Raw genomic sequence first — 18575 nt, forward strand, 5'->3', positions numbered from 1 at the left:
CATGTCATCGCCATTTATTCATTTACGTGTTCACAGCGACTTTTCGATGATGGACGGCCTGAATAAGGTTAAGCCTATTTTAGGTAAAGTGTCCGCGCTTGGCATGCCTGCTGTGGCGATCACCGACCAAATGAATATGTGTGGTTTGGTAAAATTTTATTCCGAAGCACATAACTTAGGTATCAAGCCCATCATCGGCACCGATTTTTGGGTGACTAATGAAGTCTTTGGCGATGAACCTTTCAGACTAACCCTTATTGCGATGAATAATGAAGGATATAAGAATATTACTATTCTTATCTCCAAAGCCTATCTTCGCGGGCACCTCTCACACCGAGCGGTTATCGATCAAGAATGGTTGGCAGAGCACAGTGAAGGTGTGATTGCTTTATCGGGTGCACAGCACGGCGATGTTGGCGTGGGTTTAATGAAAAACAACGCCAAAATTCTCGACAGTGCCCTTGAGTTTTATCAAACTCATTTTCCCGACCGCTTTTATTTAGAGCTTATTAGAACCGGTAGACAAGGTGAGGAAGATTACTTGCACCTTGCCGTGGAGCTTGCTGAGCAGCGCGGCTTACCCGTGGTCGCCACCAATGAAGTGTGCTTTATTGACCGTGAAGGCTTTGATGCTCACGAAATTCGTGTATGTATTCACGATGGCTACACGCTTGATGATAACCGCCGCCCTAAAAGATACAGTGACCAGCAATATCTGCGCACTGCGGAGGAAATGGTTGAGTTATTTAGCGATATTCCTGAAGCCATAGAAAATACGGTTGAAATTGCCAAGCGCTGTAACGTTACCGTACGGTTAAACGAGTACTTCTTGCCACAATTTCCAACCGGCGGCATGACCACCGAAGACTTCTTGGTCAAGGTGTCTGAAGAGGGGTTGGAAGAACGTCTAGAATTTCTATTTCCCGATGAAGAAGTGCGCAAAGCTAAACGCCCAGAGTACGATGACCGACTTCGCATTGAGCTTGAAGTTATCAACCAAATGGGTTTCCCTGGCTACTTCCTTATTGTAATGGAGTTCATTCAGTGGAGTAAGGATAACGGAATTCCGGTAGGGCCAGGGCGGGGTTCTGGTGCGGGTTCACTGGTGGCCTATGCCCTAAAAATTACCGACCTAGACCCGCTTGAATTCGACTTGCTATTTGAACGGTTCTTGAACCCAGAGCGTGTATCCATGCCCGACTTCGACGTCGACTTCTGTATGGATAGACGAGACGAGGTAATCGACCACGTTGCCGAGCTTTATGGGCGTCAGGCGGTATCGCAGATCATTACATTCGGTACTATGGCGGCAAAAGCGGTAGTGCGCGACGTAGGCCGCGTACTTGGTCACCCATACGGCTTTGTAGACAGGATCTCAAAGCTTATTCCACCCGATCCAGGTATGACGCTTGAAAAGGCGTTTAAAGCTGAGCCACAGCTACCAGAAGTTTATGAAAGCGATGAGGAAGTGAAAGACCTTATCGATATGGCGCGAATACTTGAAGGGGTTACCCGAAACGCAGGTAAACACGCCGGTGGTGTTGTTATTGCGCCAACCACAATTACTGATTTCTCGCCTTTGTATTGTGATGACGAAGGTAAAAACCCCGTAACCCAGTTCGACAAAAACGATGTTGAAACGGCCGGCTTGGTAAAATTTGACTTCTTAGGTCTTCGTACGCTGACTATTATTCAGTGGGCAATAGATATGATCAAAGAAGGGAAAAACGTTGATGTCGATATCAGCGCTATTCCTCTTGAAGATCCTAAGAGTTTCAGAATCCTTCAAAACGCCGAGACAACTGCGGTATTCCAGCTGGAATCTCGCGGTATGAAAGAGCTAATTAAGCGCCTTAAACCTGACTGCTTCGAAGATATTATCGCACTGGTGGCCCTTTTCCGTCCGGGCCCGCTGCAATCAGGCATGGTAGATAACTTTATTGATCGTAAGCACGGGCGTGAAGAAATTTCCTACCCCGATGCTGAATATCAGCATGAGTGCTTGCAGGAAATTCTAGAGCCTACCTATGGCATTATCTTGTATCAGGAACAGGTAATGCAGATAGCCCAAGAAATGGCGGGCTACTCGCTGGGCGGCGCTGACTTGCTTCGTCGTGCTATGGGTAAGAAAAAGCCAGAAGAAATGGCGAAGCAGCGCGGCACGTTCGCCGAAGGTGCCAAGGGCAATAATATTGACCCAGACCTAGCGATGAAAATCTTCGACTTGGTAGAAAAGTTCGCAGGTTACGGGTTTAACAAATCTCACTCTGCCGCTTATGCCTTGGTGTCTTACCAAACCCTGTGGCTGAAAGTGCATTATCCTGCGGAATTCATGGCTGCGGTAATGTCGGCGGATATGGATAACACCGATAAAATCGTGACGCTTGTCGATGAATGTGAGCGCATGGGCATCGAAATACTGCCGCCAGATTTAAATGCAGGTAAATACAAATTTACCGTCGATAGCGAAGGCCGCATTGTTTACGGTATCGGTGCGATTAAAGGGGTAGGTGAAGGCCCAATTGAAGCGATTATTGAAGCGCGGGAGACACAAGGGGCATTTAAGGACCTATTTGATTTCTGCGCCAAGATAGACATTAAACGGGTAAACAAGCGAGTGCTAGAAAAGCTAGTATTAGCGGGAGCAATGGACAACTTAGGCCCCCATCGCGCTAGTCTTATGGCGAGTTTACCCGAGGCCCTTGCCGCCGCTGGACAGCATGCAAAAGCCGAGTCGTTTGGTCAGTCAGACATGTTTGGCCTACTGACTACCGAGCCAGAAGACGTGAAGCAAGCGTTTGCCGATGTCCCTGAGTGGCCTGAAAAAGTATGGCTAGAAGGTGAAAAAGACACTTTGGGCTTGTACTTAACCGGTCACCCCATCAATCAGTACGCAGAAGAACTGCGTTACTACACCGACGGTCGATTAGTTGATTTAAAACCAACCAACAAAGACCAAATGGCCAGTGCAGTAGGACTGGTGCTTGGCGTGCGTGTTATGACGAACAAGCGGGGTCGTCGCTGGGCCATAGTGACACTGGATGATAAGAGTGCCAGAATAGATGTACGTTTCTTCCCCGATATGTACGAACAGTTCGAAAGTGTGTTAGAAACTGACAGAATATTGCTTATAAAGGGACAGGTCAGCTTTGATGATTTCTCTGGGGGCAATACAATCACCGCCCGTGATGTAATGGACATTGTTCAGGCACGAGAGAAAAACGCGAGAGCGCTGGCACTTAATATTGATACCCAGCTGCTTGAACCGAAGAAAATGAGTCAGATGCAATCTATCCTGCAGGCATTTAACGGCGGAAGTTGTCCTGTTCAGTTAGCGGTAACCCATCCAGACGCTGAAGTAACCTTAGCGTGTGGTGCAAGATGGTACGTTACCCCTGAAGACCAACTTTTGCACGATCTCAAGCAATGTTTGGGAGACAAAGCCGTTTCAATTCTCTACCATTAGGGGCAAGAGTTCGATAGATTGGACATCTCGCGTTTGCATAGACGAGCGTAGTACGAATAGGACATGAAATGAGTATACAGTTTTTGGACTTTGAACAGCCAATAGCCGAACTAGAAGCAAAAATTGAAGAGCTTAGGTTGGTGAATCAAGGTGGCGAGTTTGACGTTGGTATTGAAGAAGAAATCAATAAGCTTCGCGGTAAAAGCGCAGAGCTAACTAAAAAGATCTTTTCTGATCTTGGCGCATGGCAAGTTTCTCAACTTGCACGTCACCCAATGCGTCCATACACGCTGGATTACATTCCTCGTATTTTTACCGAATTCGATGAGCTTGCAGGCGACCGCGCGTTCGCTGACGATAAGGCAATTGTTGGTGGTCCCGCAATGCTAGATGATCAGCCGGTGATGATCATAGGTCATCAAAAAGGCCGTGACACCAACGAAAAAATTAAGCGTAACTTTGGTATGCCTAAACCAGAAGGCTACCGTAAAGCCTTGCGTCTTATGAAGATGGCTGAGCGCTTTAACATGCCTATCATCACCTTTATCGATACACCGGGAGCTTATCCAGGTGTGGGTGCTGAAGAGCGTGGGCAAAGTGAAGCCATCGCAAAAAACCTATTCGAGATGGCTGAGCTGACTGTTCCAATCGTATGTACGGTAATTGGTGAAGGTGGTTCAGGTGGTGCACTGGCAATTGGTGTTGGCGATCGTGTTAATATGCTTCAATATTCTACGTACTCGGTTATTTCACCAGAAGGTTGTGCGTCTATTTTGTGGAAAAGCGCAGAAAAAGCCCCACTCGCTGCTGAAGCGATGGGCGTAAGTGCGCCACAAATTAAAGAGCTGGGTCTAATTAATAGTATTGTTGAAGAGCCTTTAGGTGGTGCGCATCGCGATCATAATGGCATGGCCGCTAATTTGAAGGCCGTAATTAAGCAGCAGCTTAACCAGCTTAAAGAGTTAGACAAGACTAAATTGATGGAAGAGCGTTACCAGCGTTTGATGTCGTTCGGTTATTGCTAAGTTCATAAAGAAAACTAGCATGAAAGGTGCATTTAGCCGTTATGTACAGCTGCGTTCTATCAGTTTAAACGCTTGCTATAAAAACTAGCGAGCGGCGGCTTAATTCATGTCGGTCATGTAATGTCGCATAAGAACATGGGGGTTGTTTACCATAGGTAACCAACCCCTTTGTGTTATTAGAAAGTGTGTTATTAGAAAGTGCGTTACTAGAAAGCCTGTGCTTAGCCAAGTACCCCATAATAGAAATTAAGTTGAAACAATAAGGTATTACCGGTCAGTGACCCCTCTACACTCCCCAATTATTGAATATATCGTCAACCGCATAGCCACGTCACTAACTGATGTAAAGCGACCACTTCAAACGCCTTTAGTAGTTGCTTACAGCGGAGGTGTGGATTCCACCGTTCTGCTTCAAGCTGTCGTCGCGTACAGGGAGCAATATGGAACTCCAATTCACGCTGTACATGTACATCACGGTTTAAGTGAAAATGCGGATGACTGGGTTCGTCACTGTGAACTGCAGTGCCGTCTCGAAGATGTTGAATTTCATCAGTATCGCGTTGCCGTTGATACCAGCTCTAGAAAGAGCTTGGAGGCTGAGGCGCGTAAAGTTCGATACAACGCTCTGCTAGAAGTGTGCGAACAAATTGGCGGTGTGCTGCTTTTGGGGCAACATGCTGAAGATCAGCTTGAAACCGTATTACTTCAGCTTAAACGCGGTGCCGGCCCTCAAGGCTTGGCTGGTATGGGCGACGTGCAGTTTCGCGGTGAAACCCTTGTAATGCGGCCCATGCTATCCCTAGAAAAAACCGACATCATTGCTTATGCCGAGGAGGAAATGTTGCAGTGGGTCGAGGATGAATCCAATCAGCAAAACAGCTTTGATAGGAACTTCTTAAGGAACGAGATTATCCCTCACTTGCTGGCGCGCTGGCCGAAACTAACCAAAACAGTGGGTCGAAGCGCAGAACTTTGTGCTGAGCAAAGTGCACTAGTCAGTGATTCTGCCCAAAAATATTTTGAAGATTGTAAACGCACAGATCTCAGACTCGACGGGCAACAACTCGCTGCATTGTCTTTACCTTGGCAGGCTATGGTCATTCGTGCGTGGTTCAAATCGCAAGGCGAGCTGTCGCCTTCAAAAGCACAGACAGATCAAGTAATTGCTATGCTAAAAGCAAAGCACGACGCAACCCCAGAAGTAAACTTTAAATGGGGCAGGGTGATGCGGTTTGACCAAGATCTTTATTGGGTGGTGAACGATAACCACGAGATCCCGCAAAACCTTGAATTGGCGTTAGGTCAAGATATCCCTCTTTCTTGGTTACACGGTAATATTAGGGTCACATTATCAGACCAGAAAAATGGCGATAAAGTTTCTTTACAAACCAATGCTCGCAACTTAAAAATAAAACCAGAGAGTGCGAGCGTATCTAAGCTATTGAAAGAGTGGTTTAAGGTATGGCGTGTGCCACGATGGGAGCGAAATGGCGTGCCGGTCATTTTTCTAAACAAGCAGCCTGTCGCACTTATTGTTGAAGGACGCTGTGTTTATCTGCAGCCCAAAGTGCCTAATATAGAAATAACGTTTGAACAAGATTAAGCGAAGGGTTTCCGCGAGTTTGCTATAAACAGCGAACTAGATCGCTTGGTGGAATGTCGACGAGAAAAACAAAAAAGCGGCATTTCTTTGCCGCACTTAAAAACTTGTCCGTAGCAAAGTTATGCCGCGTGGTAGCTATTCTTACCAGAGTTTTTTACGCGATAAAGCGCATTGTCCGCACGATCAAAAAGGCTACTCATTGTGTCGCCATCGCGGTAAATTGCGCCACCAAGACTAGTTGATACACCTAATCGAGACAAGTAGTTAGAGCTATTGATACTCATCTGAATACGCTGGGCTGCACAAGCCAGTTGCTGCTGTGTTTGGCAATCTAATAAGCAACAAAATTCATCGCCGCCATAGCGAAATGCTTCATCTTCATCCCGCAGTACGTTTTCTAAATGTGTTGCCACATGCGCGAGCACCTTGTCGCCTTCGCCATGTCCAAAGTTGTCGTTTACATATTTGAAGTTATCTAGGTCGATAATTAAAAATCCAAATGGCTCATCGTGGCGTTGCGCCCACCCTAGCTGTCTGGTCATAGATTGCTCAAAGCCCGCACGGTTACCTAAACCTGTTAATACATCTTTAGTTGCCATTTGCTGAACACGCATTAACGATAGTGCATGCTTTACTTGTTTTCCAAATAAATCATGCAGTTGGAATAGACTCTCCCGTTGCGATAACGACAAGGGTGAACTAATGTAATAATAGACATGAGCTTGATCGCCATTAATGGCATTGGCACCTTGTAGTGGTAAATCAATCAGTGTTGAGGATATTTTTGCATTACCGTACACCCAACGGGAGTCAAAGTCAGATAAGCTGAAACCAACAACCGGCAGTAACGTATTTAGCTGCTGAAAATACACGCCACCCAACTCTTGAAGTTCAAGCGTAGAAAGGAGCTGTGTGACAAAGCCTGATAATTCACTAAAAGAGAGTGATTTACCTGTGCTCTCAGCAGGGTAAAAATTGTTGTGTTGTGTGCTATCGTAGACTGACGTTGAAAAATCCACAGTAGTGCCCCTATACAAAATACGCTCACATGCCATAGATGTGAAAAGAAACAGTGTCAAAGTGCTGACGTTTCTATGGCCATAACTGCGTTCTTGCGAAATTTATGACGATCACAGCGGCAAAACTTGCCGGATCTGCATTTAACACAAGGGGATTTGCAAACTAGATGCCAACAACTTAGTTGTTGCGCTAATCTTTAGTTTTATGCGTAAAATCGAGTTAATTATTGCGCTTATTTAACAAACGAAAGTTGGTGTTACTCGAGGAGGTAAAGTGGGGACGAGTTTTTTAAATATCGTAATACTGATGTTTATATCGGTTTGCGCGGTGGCATTATTTAAACGGATTCATCTCCCGCCTATTCTTGCTTATCTATTCGCTGGCGTACTCGCAGGGCCTCAGCTGCTATCTGTATTTGCTCATCCCGAAGAAATGCATTTATTAGCCGAAGTAGGTATTGTTTTTCTGCTCTTTTCCCTTGGGCTCGAATTTTCCCTCCCTAAATTGTTAGCGATGCGCTCATTGGTGTTTGGCGTGGGATTAGGGCAAATGTTGTTCACAACAGCAGTATTTACCTGCGTGCCGCTCTTTTTAGGGATCCCAGTTAGCGCATCTATCATTATTGGCGGTACGCTGGCGCTAAGCTCTACGGCTATTGTTATTAAACAAGCAACTGAAATGGGAATTCTTAATAACAGGCGTACACAACTCGCCGTGAGTATCCTACTCTTTCAGGACTTGGCCGTCGTCCCATTTCTCATTGCTATCCCACTGCTCGCGCAAACAGGCGAGGTGAGTATTGCCCTTGCTCTTGGGGAAGCACTACTAAAAGGCGTGTTTGTTATCGCGTTCTTAATGTCGGTAGGTAAGTGGTTACTTCCTTGGGTATTTAGAGAGGTCGCGAGAACCAGAACCGATGAGCTGTTTGTATTGACTACCATTTTAATCGCGCTATTAGCCGGTGGCCTTACCTATTATTTTGGTCTTTCCATGGCGCTTGGCGCTTTTTTGGCAGGGATGATGTTAGGGGAAAGCCAATACAAATATCAGCTTGAGGCTGATATCAGGCCTTTTAGGGATATTTTGATGGGCTTGTTCTTTGTTACCGTTGGCATGCAGTTGGAGCTTACCGTGCTCTGGAACAGCTTGTTTGAAATAGTGTTTGGTGTGTTTGCGTTAATGATAGTTAAAGTTATTTTGGTAAGGGCAGCATCCCTGCTAGTCAAAACTGACGCTATTGATGGCTGGTCCGCCGGTGTTAAGCTTTGTCAAATTGGAGAATTTAGCTTCGTCATCGCGGCGCTTGCCACAACCCACGGTGTGTTAACCTCCGAGCAATCATCGCTAATAGTATGTATGGGTGTGATAAGTATGGCGTTAACCCCATGGCTTATGAACAACAGTGTGACTATCGCCAAACGCATTGTTAATAATGATATCTCTTTTGATGATAACACTAGCTTTGGAAATACCGGCCCGCTGACTAATCATGTCATTATTTGTGGGTTTGGTCGTGTGGGTCAGTCTGTAGCGCGCATGTTAAAAATGGAAGGTATTCATTTTGTCGCTATAGATATGGATCCTGTCAGAGTGCATGAAAGCCGAAATGCGGGCGAACCCGTTATCTTCGGTGATGCCAGTCAAAAAGATATTTTGAGTAATGCAAATGTAGAAAGTGCAAAGCTTGTACTTGTGACGTTTGATCAGGTCGATAAGGCTAAGCAAGTGATTACCCAGACCCGAAGTATAACAAACGCTACAGATGTTATGGTTCGCACAAAACGAGACTACCAGCTAGAAAGCCTATACAACGCAGGAGCAAACCAAGTAGTGCCTGAATTACAAGAAGGCAGCTTAATGCTGGTGTCGCAGGTTCTGCACTATGCAGGTGTACCTATGTCACGTATCTTGAAGCGGGTGCGGGCGGAGCGAAAAGGTCGCTATGATCATATGCATGGTTTTTACCCCGGTGAAACAACAGAGATTACGTACGGAACGGAAGATAAGCTAGAGTTTATTCATGCAGTAGTATTGTCAGAACACGCGTCTTGCATTGGCAAAGCCATAAAAGATATCGACTTCACTAGAATGCGCGTTGCAATAAAAGGGTTAAGGCGCAACGGTAATGAAGTTAAAGACCCAGACCAAGACGCAATTTTACAGGCCCATGATGTGCTGGTTATTGCAGGTAAACCCCGGCGGGTAGAGCGGGCAGAACGCAAACTTTTAGAAGGGAATTGATGTCTAACAGCCAGCGCAGTATGGTCTATTGGCATAGGTTGCGCTGGCAGAGGAATCTATTTCACTAAACTTAGGCGACGCGGTCTTTCTCTAAATCTGCAAATTGCTTTTTTAGGTCGTAGCGTTCATCAGTAACAATCTTTTCGAGTACAGATACGCGCTCTTTCAAATCTGCAATTTCTTGTCTATAAGCTTCAGTTTCTTTGTTACTAAATTTCTTTTTGCTTTTGTCTTTTGCACTTTCGACAATGGTAACTAACGCCCAAGCACAAATGGCTACTATTGCAATCGCTGTCATGTTCACGGTGGTATCCCTCACAAATGGCTTTAAAAGAGTTTAGGTGAAAATGTGGTCAGTTGCCTAATTCACCCAGTATTTAGTTTTCATCTTTAATAAACAGAGGCTAAATACTTATTAGTAAAATTACTGCTGAGCCTAGAGTACTATAACGGTTATTGACCAAGGTTTTCTATAAAAAGTGTAACCAGTTAAGTCCTTCACTCCAGCAGTGTTATAATGAGAGATTGCAAATAGGTTGCCAAGTGACAAAAGTCATTACTTTCTAGTAAGTTAGAATGTTTACCTAGGTTTATGCAGAACTATTGTTAACTAATTTCACTAAATGAAGTAGCAAAATTGACTAATGAGTGACCAAAATAGCGACCTTCCGACACCAAATATTGATACTTGGAAAAAACAGCCTCAAGAGCCAAGCTCCGAACTTGTTGCAGCGCAAGCAGTAGCGCCTGAAGTGCTAACCGCTGAAGAGACGCTCGCAAAAGCAAGTGCTTCAAAAGAGAGTATTCCTCGTCAGAATGGAACTAGCGAGAACCCAGCTAGAAAAGACATTATTCAGGAAAACGTGATTAATGGGACGGTTACTGATGAAGATGTGACGTGGATGAAGCACGCATTAACCCTTGCTGACAAAGCGGAGTTGATGGGGGAGGTACCTGTGGGTGCCTGCGTAGTATTAAACGGTGAGCTTATCGGCGAAGGCTATAATACGCCAATATCGGATAACGACCCGTCTGCCCATGCGGAATTGCGCGCGGTCAAAGAGGCCGCTTCTAAAGTGCAAAACTACCGGCTTATTGACGCTACCCTTTATGTCACTTTAGAGCCCTGTTCTATGTGTGCAGGTATGCTCGTGCATGCGCGAGTAAAGCGGGTGGTGTTTGGTGCTAAAGATGCGAAAACAGGCGCTGCAGGTTCTGTTATGAATCTATTGCAACATCCTGCTCTAAATCATCAGGTTGAGATTGTTTCTGGCATATTAGCTGACGATTGTGCTAACAAATTATCAGACTTTTTTCGCAAGCGTAGAAAGGAAATTAAGGCTGCCAAAAAGGCGAAAAAACAACGAGAGGGAGATGCTTCAAGCTAATGCTTATTCCGTTGGCTTAACGATGTGCTTGTTTGTTTTAAGCGCCTATTTGGTTTGCTGGGCTAATAGGTTAAAAAGAGAGCGCTCAATTAATTGATGCCTATCAATAAAAGTAACTAGCTTAAAAGTACGTTAGCTAGGCTTGCGAGCCAGCTGAGTGAACATGTCACTTGTAACAAATAGCTTGCGGCGTTGAAGTACTTTTTGGTGGCAACGCTTAAGCATAAGTCTACGTCTATTGTTGTTTTTCAATTTTATTCCTTTTTTCATAAAGCGATTTTTTTTCATTTATTCTCCTTTCTCACTTTGAGGCTATTTTTCTTGTTGTGGCTAAATTGCGCCCTCAAGAAAAATACTCTGTCGTTTGAACTAATCTCATATTATTAGAGAGATACTGTTCTTTTAGAGTTAATATTCTTTGAGAAAAATTAAAGTTCTGAGAAAGCGAGTTAGTTACTTACTAACTCGTTCAAAGGATACACAGTATAGATGACATCAAAATGACAGTTTTCAAGAGAGAAGCAAAACGAACGAGATCAAATTTTTCCTTGTTCGTCCAACCATACTAGGCTGTCGTAATAGCGACGAATATTCTCAACATATTGCAACGCTTCATCGCCTCTCGCGTAGCCATAGCGGGTGGTGCGGTAATACTTTTTTTGCCTGAGCTGTGGCAAGCGGCGCTTCACGTCTACCCACAAGTCAGGGTTACCGCCCTGTTGTTCGGTAAGCACTCTCGCATCTTCCAAGTGCCCCATCCCGATATTATACGATGCCATAGCCATCCAGGTTCTATCAGGTTCACTTATTCGCGCGGGTATACGGCTGAGTAAACTAGCAAAATAACGTGATCCGCCGCGAATACTTTGTTCTGGGTTGGTTCTATCATCCACATCCCAGTCACTCGCTGTATCCAGCGTCAACATCATTAGGCCGCGAACCCCGGTTCTAGACACAGCGTTACTATCCCAATGACTTTCTTGGTAACTCATGGCCGCAAGCAGTCGCCAGTCTAGATCTCCAGCGTATTTTTGAAATAGAGGTTTATATTGGGCTAATGCAGTTTCCGCTGCATAGTTGAATGCGCGACTGTCCACATAATCAAACTGGCGGATATGACCGAAATACTTGTCCTCCAATACGGTAAACCAGCCAGATTGATGTACGGTTCCAAAGTATTCAATAAGCGCAGCCTTAACCGAATCGTCTTGGTGTAACGGAAGCGCCCAAGCCATCGGAATATTTTCGTCAAGAGTTTTCGCTACTGCCAAGTTTGGATAACGTCTACGCTGCAAAGCTAAACGATTGCTGTCGGCCACTGTATAAGCTATGTCGCCATTGGCCACTTGTTGCAACAGTTCTTCAGAATCTGAATCTTCGGTGGTAATGAGCTCGGTCTTTATCACTACTTTTTCAGTGTCAGTTGCTACGTCGCCTAAATCGCTTAAAAGGCCAGAAAGTAAGTGAGCTTGACTACTTTGTGCAACTGCAATTATAGGGGCATCGAGATCTAAAAGATCTCTAGGTCTTGATGTTCCAGCTTGAAATACAAGCTGTTGTTTTACATGTTGATATGCAGGTCCATACGAGAAGCGGTTTTCTAATGAAGGTGTCACCGCGTCACCTGTGGCGACAATGTCTAAGTTGCCTTCTTCCAATTGCTCTAGCATGACTTCATAGCTATAGAAAGGGTACAAATCGAGAGTCACGCCAAGGTAATCGGCGAACCCTGCCAACAGTTCATACTCAAACCCTTGGGGCCCTTCAGCACCGTTATAAAAGGTTCCTGCACCGTATACGGTTCCTACGCGGATGGTTTCACGTTCTAATAATAAGGAGAGTGCAGTGGGGACGGAGGGCACACCGCAGCTTATAATAGCAATGGATAAAATGATTATTAATTGTAGTTTTAATCGTTTTTTATAGTCTTGTGACTGCATAGACCTTTACTTGTTGTTATTAAACCGTCTAAGTTTAAAAAAAAGTTCACGTAAGCGCGTTATGAGGTTACTTACGGTGCATAATTGCTCTATAATCCGCGCCGAAATACTCATCAATCCAAGAGGCAACGCGTCGCATTGGTGGTCGTTGTTTCTAACAAACCAGGTAAATCAATATGTTGGTCCTTCGAGGCGCTCCTGCACTATCAGAGTTTAACCAAACTAAACTGATTGCAAAGCTGGGTCAATCCGGCGTTAGGGTTAAAAACCTATATAGCGAATATGTTCACCTAGTCGACTCCCAAGGTGACTTGTCTAAGCAGCAAATAGAAATACTTGAGAAGCTGCTCACTTACGGCCCCGCGAGGCAAGCACAAACACCTTCTGGAACCCTCTTCCTCATTACTCCTCGCCCTGGCACTATCTCCCCCTGGTCTTCTAAAGCCACCGACATCGCTCACAACTGCAGTTTAAAAAGTATCAATCGCATAGAGCGTGGATGCGCGTTTTATATCGAAACAGAAGACACTTTGAGTGACGATGACTTTGCACTTATCGCTAGCTTCTTACACGATAGAATGACTGAGTCAGTGTTTATGAATACTGACGACGCAGAGGTACTATTTGCACAAACCGAAGCTAATACTTTTACTAGTGTAGATGTGTTAGGAGAAGGCAAAGAAGCACTGGTTAATGCAAACGTGTCATTAGGCCTGGCATTAGCAGATGATGAGATTGACTATCTGTATGATAGCTTTACCAAGCTAGGCAGAAATCCGACAGACGTTGAACTTTATATGTTTGCGCAAGCAAACTCTGAACACTGTCGCCACAAAATTTTTAACGCTAGCTGGACTATTGACGGCGAAGACCAAGACAAGTCGCTGTTTAAAATGATCAAAAACACCTACGAGTTGTTACCTGATCACGTCTATTCAGCCTACAAAGATAACGCAGCGGTAATGGAAGGGTGGCAAGCAGGGCGTTTCTTCCCGAACCCTCAGTCGCATCAATACGAATACCATCATGAAAATATTGATATTTTGATGAAGGTAGAAACTCATAACCACCCAACAGCTATTTCACCTTTCCCAGGTGCGGCAACCGGCTCTGGCGGTGAAATCCGTGATGAAGGTGCTACTGGTCGTGGCTCAAAACCTAAAGCGGGTTTGGTTGGTTTTACCGTATCTAACTTACGTATTCCTGGCGCTGAGCAGCCATGGGAAGCTGAGTATGGTAAGCCACAGCGCATTGTGAGCGCTCTCGATATTATGCTTGAAGGCCCATTAGGTGGCGCAGCGTTTAACAACGAATTTGGTCGTCCAGCGCTACTTGGTTACTTCCGTACGTACGAGCAAGAAGTTAATAGTTTTAACGGCGTAGAGGTGAGAGGCTATCACAAACCTATCATGCTAGCCGGTGGGTTAGGCAATATCCGCCGTGACCATATTGAAAAAGGCGAAATCACGGTAGGCGCTAAGCTTATTGTACTTGGCGGCCCAGCAATGAACATAGGTCTTGGCGGCGGTGCAGCGTCATCAATGGCATCTGGACAATCAAACGAAGATTTAGACTTTGCTTCAGTACAGCGTGACAACCCTGAGATGGAGCGTCGTTGCCAGGAAGTGATTGATGCATGTTGGCAGCTAGGGGATAACAACCCTATCCAGTTTATCCACGATGTGGGCGCAGGTGGTCTTTCAAACGCACTACCTGAGCTAGTTAATGACGGTGGCCGTGGCGGTAACTTTGAGCTTAGAAAAGTATTGTCTGATGAGCCAGGTATGGCGCCGCTAGAGCTTTGGTGTAACGAATCGCAAGAACGTTATGTTATGTCTGTGGCACCGGAAAATATGCCGGTATTCGAAGCAATTTGCGCCCGCGAACGTGCGCCGTTTGCTGTGGTTGGTGAAGCCACTGCCGAACAGCACCTGAACCTGAACGACAGTCAGTTTGACAACAAACCTATCGATATGCCGCTAGATGTACTTTTAGGCAAGCCGCCTAAAATGCATCGCGACGTAAGCTCAACCAAGGTAAGCTCACCAGCATTAGACGACGCAGGCATTACTTTAAGTGATGCAGCGACACGTATTCTGTCATTACCTACCGTTGCAGAGAAAACCTTCCTTATCACTATTGGCGATCGCTCGGTTACCGGCCTTGTAAGTCGCGATCAAATGGTAGGCCCATGGCAAGTACCAGTGGCCGACGTAGCAGTAACTGCAACAGCGTTTGATACCTACCATGGTGAAGCAATGACAATGGGTGAGCGCACCCCGGTGGCACTTTTATCACACGGTGCGTCTGCCCGTCTTGCAGTGGGGGAAGCACTAACCAACATTGCTGCAGCAAACATTGGTGATATTAAGCGCATTAAACTGTCTGCAAACTGGATGGCAGCAGCTGGACACCCAGGTGAAGATGCAGGTCTTTATGAGGCGGTGAAAGCTGTGGGTGAAGAGCTATGCCCAGAGCTAGGCTTAACCATTCCTGTAGGTAAAGACTCCATGTCGATGAAAACCGCATGGAATGAAAACGGTGAAGATAAAGCAGTGACTTCTCCGCTGTCACTGGTTATTTCAGCGTTTGGTGCAGTAAAAGATATTCGCAAAACCCTAACGCCTCAGCTACGCACTGATAAAGGTGCAAGTCGCTTGTTGCTACTAGATTTGGGTGAAGGTAAAAATCGCTTGGGCGCTAGCTGTTTAGCCCAGGTCTATACACAGCTTGGCGATAGCCCCGCAGATGTGGTTTCTGCTACCCGCCTTAAAGGCTTCTTTGACGCTATGCAAACGCTTATCGAAAAAGGTTTGGTGCACGCTTACCATGACCGTTCAGACGGCGGCCTGTTTACTACAGTGGCAGAAATGGCCTTTGCGGGTAAAACAGGTGTGAGCGTTGACCTTGATAGCCTTGAAGGCAATGACATTGCAGTACTATTCAATGAAGAATTGGGTGGTGTAATTCAAGTGCTTGAAAGCGACCTAGACGCAGTTAACGCTGTACTGGCTAAGTTCGACTTAACTGAATTGACTCACGATATCGGTACATTAAATAGTACAGATATGATTGAGTTTAACCGCGACGGTGTAGCTGTACTTGCGGATAGTCGTGTATCAATGCGTACTACCTGGGCGCAAACTACGTTTGAAATGCAAAAACTTCGTGATAACCCAGAGTGCGCTGAACAAGAACATGCGGCGAAGCAAGATGCTGCCGACCCAGGTTTGCATGCTGCGTTGTCATATGATTTAAACGAAGACGTTGCAGCGCCATATATTGCCAAAGGCGTTAAGCCAAAAGTGGCGATATTAAGAGAGCAGGGCGTAAACTCGCATCTAGAAATGGCGGCTGCATTTACCCGTGCAGGTTTTGACGCTATCGACGTACACATGAGTGACGTGCTGGCGGGTCGCACTACCCTTGAACAGTTTGCAGGTCTTGCTGCCTGTGGCGGTTTCTCTTACGGCGATGTATTAGGTGCAGGTGAAGGCTGGGCGAAATCTATATTGTTTAACAGCATGGCTCGGGAGCAGTTCGAAGGTTTCTTTAACCGCAATGACACCTTTAGTTTAGGTGTGTGTAACGGCTGTCAGATGCTATCGAACCTAAAATCGTTGATACCTGGTACTGAGCACTGGCCACACTTTGTCACTAACCAGTCAGCGCGTTTTGAAGCTCGCGTGGCAATGGTTGAAGTGATGGAGTCCAAGTCTGTGCTGCTAGATGGCATGGCAGGCTCGCGTATGCCTATTGCAGTGTCGCACGGCGAAGGTCAGGCTGAGTTTGCAAATGAAAACGCGCTATCACAAGTTGGCGCACAGGTGGCGATGCGTTACGTAGACAACTATGGCAAGCCAACCATGCAATACCCTGCAAACCCGAACGGTTCACCGCAAGGGATCACGGGTCTAACTTCACTAGACGGGCGAAGCACTATCATGATGCCGCACCCTGAACGTGTATTTAGAGCAGTAGCAAACTCGTGGCGTCCAGACGATTGGCAAGAAGATGGCGCGTGGATGCGTATCTTCAGAAATGCCCGTAAATTTGTTGGGTAATAAAACACGTTTATTTTGACTAAAACAGGGGGAAACCCCTGTTTTAGTCAGTAGAAAAATACTGTTTAATAAATGCACATACCATAAATAGGCGTCAAAGCTTTGGCAAAGTGTCAAAAATTTGATTTTTGCCCTTGTCATCAGTTTGTCACTGATCTATTGTAGTGCAAGCAAGGATTGCAATTAGGTTACAGGAGTTGAGTTAGGGTTGTACCAGTGTTTAGCAATTGCTTACTGGTTTTAATAATAAGAGACGACCAATGAATCGTTCTTCAAAAGGGTTTGGCTTAACCGGAGTGGCTGTAGCTGTAGTGCTGATGTTCGTAACTGCTGTTTTTAGCACATCTGCGAAATCTGCCGAAGCTCCAACAACGCTAAGTGTGCAGTCTTCAGTTAAGTAGTCTGAAAGAAAAATTCTAACGCCCGTATCAAGTTACTTGATACGGGCGTTAATCATTGGAGGACTATAAAAACGTTCAGCATATAGCGCTTCATGAGAAAAGCCTAAAAGCTATACCTAAAGACAAGCTCAAAAAAGCAAAGCTGACTCAACGAGTTCTTGCCTCCCATTTTATCCTTTCTTATTTTTTTCTCTGTTAATTAATTTCTGCTGCGGATGCTTTTTCAAAAGCACATAGGTAGCACCAAAGCCTCCGTGCATAGGTTGTGCTGTATGATAGGCAATCACCTCATCAAGTTCACGTAGCCAGTGGTTGACGTAGCTTTTCTTTAACGCTGGAAATGGCTTACTATTTTCACCCGTTCCATGTTTTATAAGCAGGGCGCGAACTCCACGTTCGTGGCTTGATTTAATGGTGCTATAAATTAGGTCGCGGCTTTGTTCTAGGGTTTTTCCTGATAATGTGACATTGGTTTCCAACGGATATTTGCCAAGACGCAGTTTTTTAAACACACCGTCTTGTATGCCTGGCTGCTGGAAATGTATAAAATCATCAGGCGGTACCGGCTTCACACCTTCCATGCTTAACGGGTTAGCAAGCTTGTCGCGAACACTTACCTTCAAGGCTGCTCGTTTTTGCTTTTCGGCGAGCGCCTTTTCAGGATCGTGTAATAAAGCCTTATCATCTGAAGCAATGGGTTTTACATCTTGCATTTCAGCAAAAAACGAATCGATATCGTCGTTTTCAAATTGGCTCATACTATTCCCCGTATTAACTACTACATCATTATTTATACGTTATTTTTTGCCTGATGGTCTATGCGAAGTGTACTTATTGGAAAGCTAAACGCACAGAAAGATGACGCTTAAAATAGGCAATGGCTATAAAAGTGGGGATTAATTTTGAAATTTCACCGGTTAGTAGATGGCACCGGGCTCAGATAGTGCCTCTATGGCAAACCATTCCTCTTCGGTAAATGTTGAATCACTCGGTGTTTCAACATCATCGCCAGTTTCTTCTTCGGGGGACGAATCGAAAGTCATTGTGCTCTCCTGTTTAGAAGAGTATTGCTTAATTCGATTAAATTACAACCAAAGTAGAAGAAATAAACATGATGATTGGGGAGTGAAATGTATAGGAAGGTTTACTCTATTTTGGGCTTACGCCAGCTAAAATGGCGTCCCCAGCTGGAATCGAACCAACATCTAAGCCTTAGGAGGGCCTTGTTTTATCCATTAAACTATGGGGACCTAATGCGTAGGAAGCTTTATTATACGTAGTTCCAGAAAATACGAAACCCTTTGATTAATCAACAAGGTGTAGTGTTTTATCACGCTGCGCTTATGCGGCTAAAATGTCTTGTTAAATATCTTGTGATACTAGGCACCCAATAAAAAAGCCCCCGTTAAATACGAGGGCTTAAGACT

12 protein-coding genes and 1 tRNA gene are annotated in these 18575 nt (G+C 45.2%); 7 read left to right on the forward strand and 6 right to left on the reverse strand.

The window, feature by feature from the left end:
* The first annotated feature begins 1 nt into the window (after nt 1).
* The 3 genes from dnaE (at nt 2) to tilS (ending at nt 6094) form a co-directional block, all read left to right on the forward strand.
* Nucleotides 2–3466: a DNA polymerase III subunit alpha gene (gene dnaE, locus ACYX4M_RS11555; RefSeq protein ID WP_476080224.1), complete on the forward strand. Its 3465-nt coding sequence runs from the start codon at nt 2–4 to the stop codon at nt 3464–3466.
* Between the two features lie 68 nt (nt 3467–3534).
* Complete coding sequence (gene accA / locus ACYX4M_RS11560; protein WP_014948567.1) at nt 3535–4491, forward strand: acetyl-CoA carboxylase carboxyl transferase subunit alpha; 957 nt, start codon at nt 3535–3537, stop codon at nt 4489–4491.
* A gap of 277 nt (nt 4492–4768) precedes the next feature.
* Entirely contained in the window at nt 4769–6094 is a 1326-nt protein-coding gene (gene tilS / locus ACYX4M_RS11565) for a tRNA lysidine(34) synthetase TilS (RefSeq protein ID WP_476080225.1), read from the forward strand.
* 119 nt (nt 6095–6213) lie between these two features.
* On the opposite strand, the gene ACYX4M_RS11570 is transcribed toward tilS, so the two are convergent.
* The gene (locus ACYX4M_RS11570; RefSeq protein WP_476080226.1) at nt 6214–7113 is read right to left on the reverse strand and encodes a GGDEF domain-containing protein; all 900 of its coding nucleotides are present in this window, start codon (nt 7111–7113) and stop codon (nt 6214–6216) included.
* Between the two features lie 274 nt (nt 7114–7387).
* Here ACYX4M_RS11570 and ACYX4M_RS11575 point away from each other — a divergent pair, with 274 nt between their 5' ends.
* Nucleotides 7388–9355, forward strand: a complete 1968-nt coding sequence (locus ACYX4M_RS11575; RefSeq protein ID WP_334057391.1) for a monovalent cation:proton antiporter family protein — start codon at nt 7388–7390, stop codon at nt 9353–9355.
* Nucleotides 9356–9425: 70 nt separating this feature from the next.
* Here ACYX4M_RS11575 and ACYX4M_RS11580 read toward each other — a convergent pair whose 3' ends face one another.
* Nucleotides 9426–9653 (reverse strand): hypothetical protein, encoded by a 228-nt coding sequence (locus ACYX4M_RS11580; protein WP_476080227.1) that lies wholly within the window; start codon nt 9651–9653, stop codon nt 9426–9428.
* A 346-nt stretch (nt 9654–9999) separates the two neighbouring features.
* Between ACYX4M_RS11580 and tadA the strand changes: the two genes are divergently transcribed.
* Complete coding sequence (gene tadA, locus ACYX4M_RS11585) at nt 10000–10743, forward strand: tRNA adenosine(34) deaminase TadA (protein WP_476080228.1); 744 nt, start codon at nt 10000–10002, stop codon at nt 10741–10743.
* 536 nt (nt 10744–11279) lie between these two features.
* Here tadA and mltF read toward each other — a convergent pair.
* The gene (mltF, locus tag ACYX4M_RS11590; protein WP_476080229.1) at nt 11280–12683 is read right to left on the reverse strand and encodes a membrane-bound lytic murein transglycosylase MltF; all 1404 of its coding nucleotides are present in this window, start codon (nt 12681–12683) and stop codon (nt 11280–11282) included.
* A gap of 176 nt (nt 12684–12859) precedes the next feature.
* Between mltF and purL the strand changes: the two genes are divergently transcribed.
* Both purL and ACYX4M_RS11600 read left to right on the forward strand, forming a co-directional pair.
* On the forward strand, nt 12860–16747 hold the full coding sequence (gene purL / locus ACYX4M_RS11595; protein WP_476080230.1) for a phosphoribosylformylglycinamidine synthase: 3888 nt from the start codon (nt 12860–12862) through the stop codon (nt 16745–16747).
* Between the two features lie 260 nt (nt 16748–17007).
* Nucleotides 17008–17148, forward strand: a complete 141-nt coding sequence (locus ACYX4M_RS11600) for a hypothetical protein (protein ID WP_162889815.1) — start codon at nt 17008–17010, stop codon at nt 17146–17148.
* Between the two features lie 170 nt (nt 17149–17318).
* Here ACYX4M_RS11600 and smrA read toward each other — a convergent pair whose 3' ends face one another.
* The 3 genes from smrA to ACYX4M_RS11615 form a co-directional block, all read right to left on the reverse strand.
* Nucleotides 17319–17906, reverse strand: coding sequence for a DNA endonuclease SmrA (gene smrA, locus ACYX4M_RS11605; protein ID WP_334048257.1), 588 nt, complete (start codon nt 17904–17906; stop codon nt 17319–17321).
* Between the two features lie 159 nt (nt 17907–18065).
* Entirely contained in the window at nt 18066–18191 is a 126-nt protein-coding gene (locus tag ACYX4M_RS11610; RefSeq protein ID WP_334048256.1) for a hypothetical protein, read from the reverse strand.
* Nucleotides 18192–18323: 132 nt separating this feature from the next.
* Nucleotides 18324–18398 (reverse strand) — tRNA-Arg (locus ACYX4M_RS11615).
* Nucleotides 18399–18575 lie beyond the last annotated feature (177 nt).

The organism is Alteromonas sp. ABV4_150 (assembly GCF_056311745.1).

Coding starts and splice junctions, on each gene's coding strand:
- dnaE (WP_476080224.1), top strand. CDS start 2: ATGTCATCGCCATTTATTCATTTACGTGTTCACAGCGACTTTTCGATG.
- accA (WP_014948567.1), top strand. CDS start 3,535: ATGAGTATACAGTTTTTGGACTTTGAACAGCCAATAGCCGAACTAGAA.
- ACYX4M_RS11580 (WP_476080227.1), bottom strand. CDS start 9,653: ATGACAGCGATTGCAATAGTAGCCATTTGTGCTTGGGCGTTAGTTACC.
- tadA (WP_476080228.1), top strand. CDS start 10,000: ATGAGTGACCAAAATAGCGACCTTCCGACACCAAATATTGATACTTGG.
- mltF (WP_476080229.1), bottom strand. CDS start 12,683: ATGCAGTCACAAGACTATAAAAAACGATTAAAACTACAATTAATAATC.
- purL (WP_476080230.1), top strand. CDS start 12,860: ATGTTGGTCCTTCGAGGCGCTCCTGCACTATCAGAGTTTAACCAAACT.
- ACYX4M_RS11600 (WP_162889815.1), top strand. CDS start 17,008: ATGAATCGTTCTTCAAAAGGGTTTGGCTTAACCGGAGTGGCTGTAGCT.
- smrA (WP_334048257.1), bottom strand. CDS start 17,906: ATGAGCCAATTTGAAAACGACGATATCGATTCGTTTTTTGCTGAAATG.
- ACYX4M_RS11610 (WP_334048256.1), bottom strand. CDS start 18,191: ATGACTTTCGATTCGTCCCCCGAAGAAGAAACTGGCGATGATGTTGAA.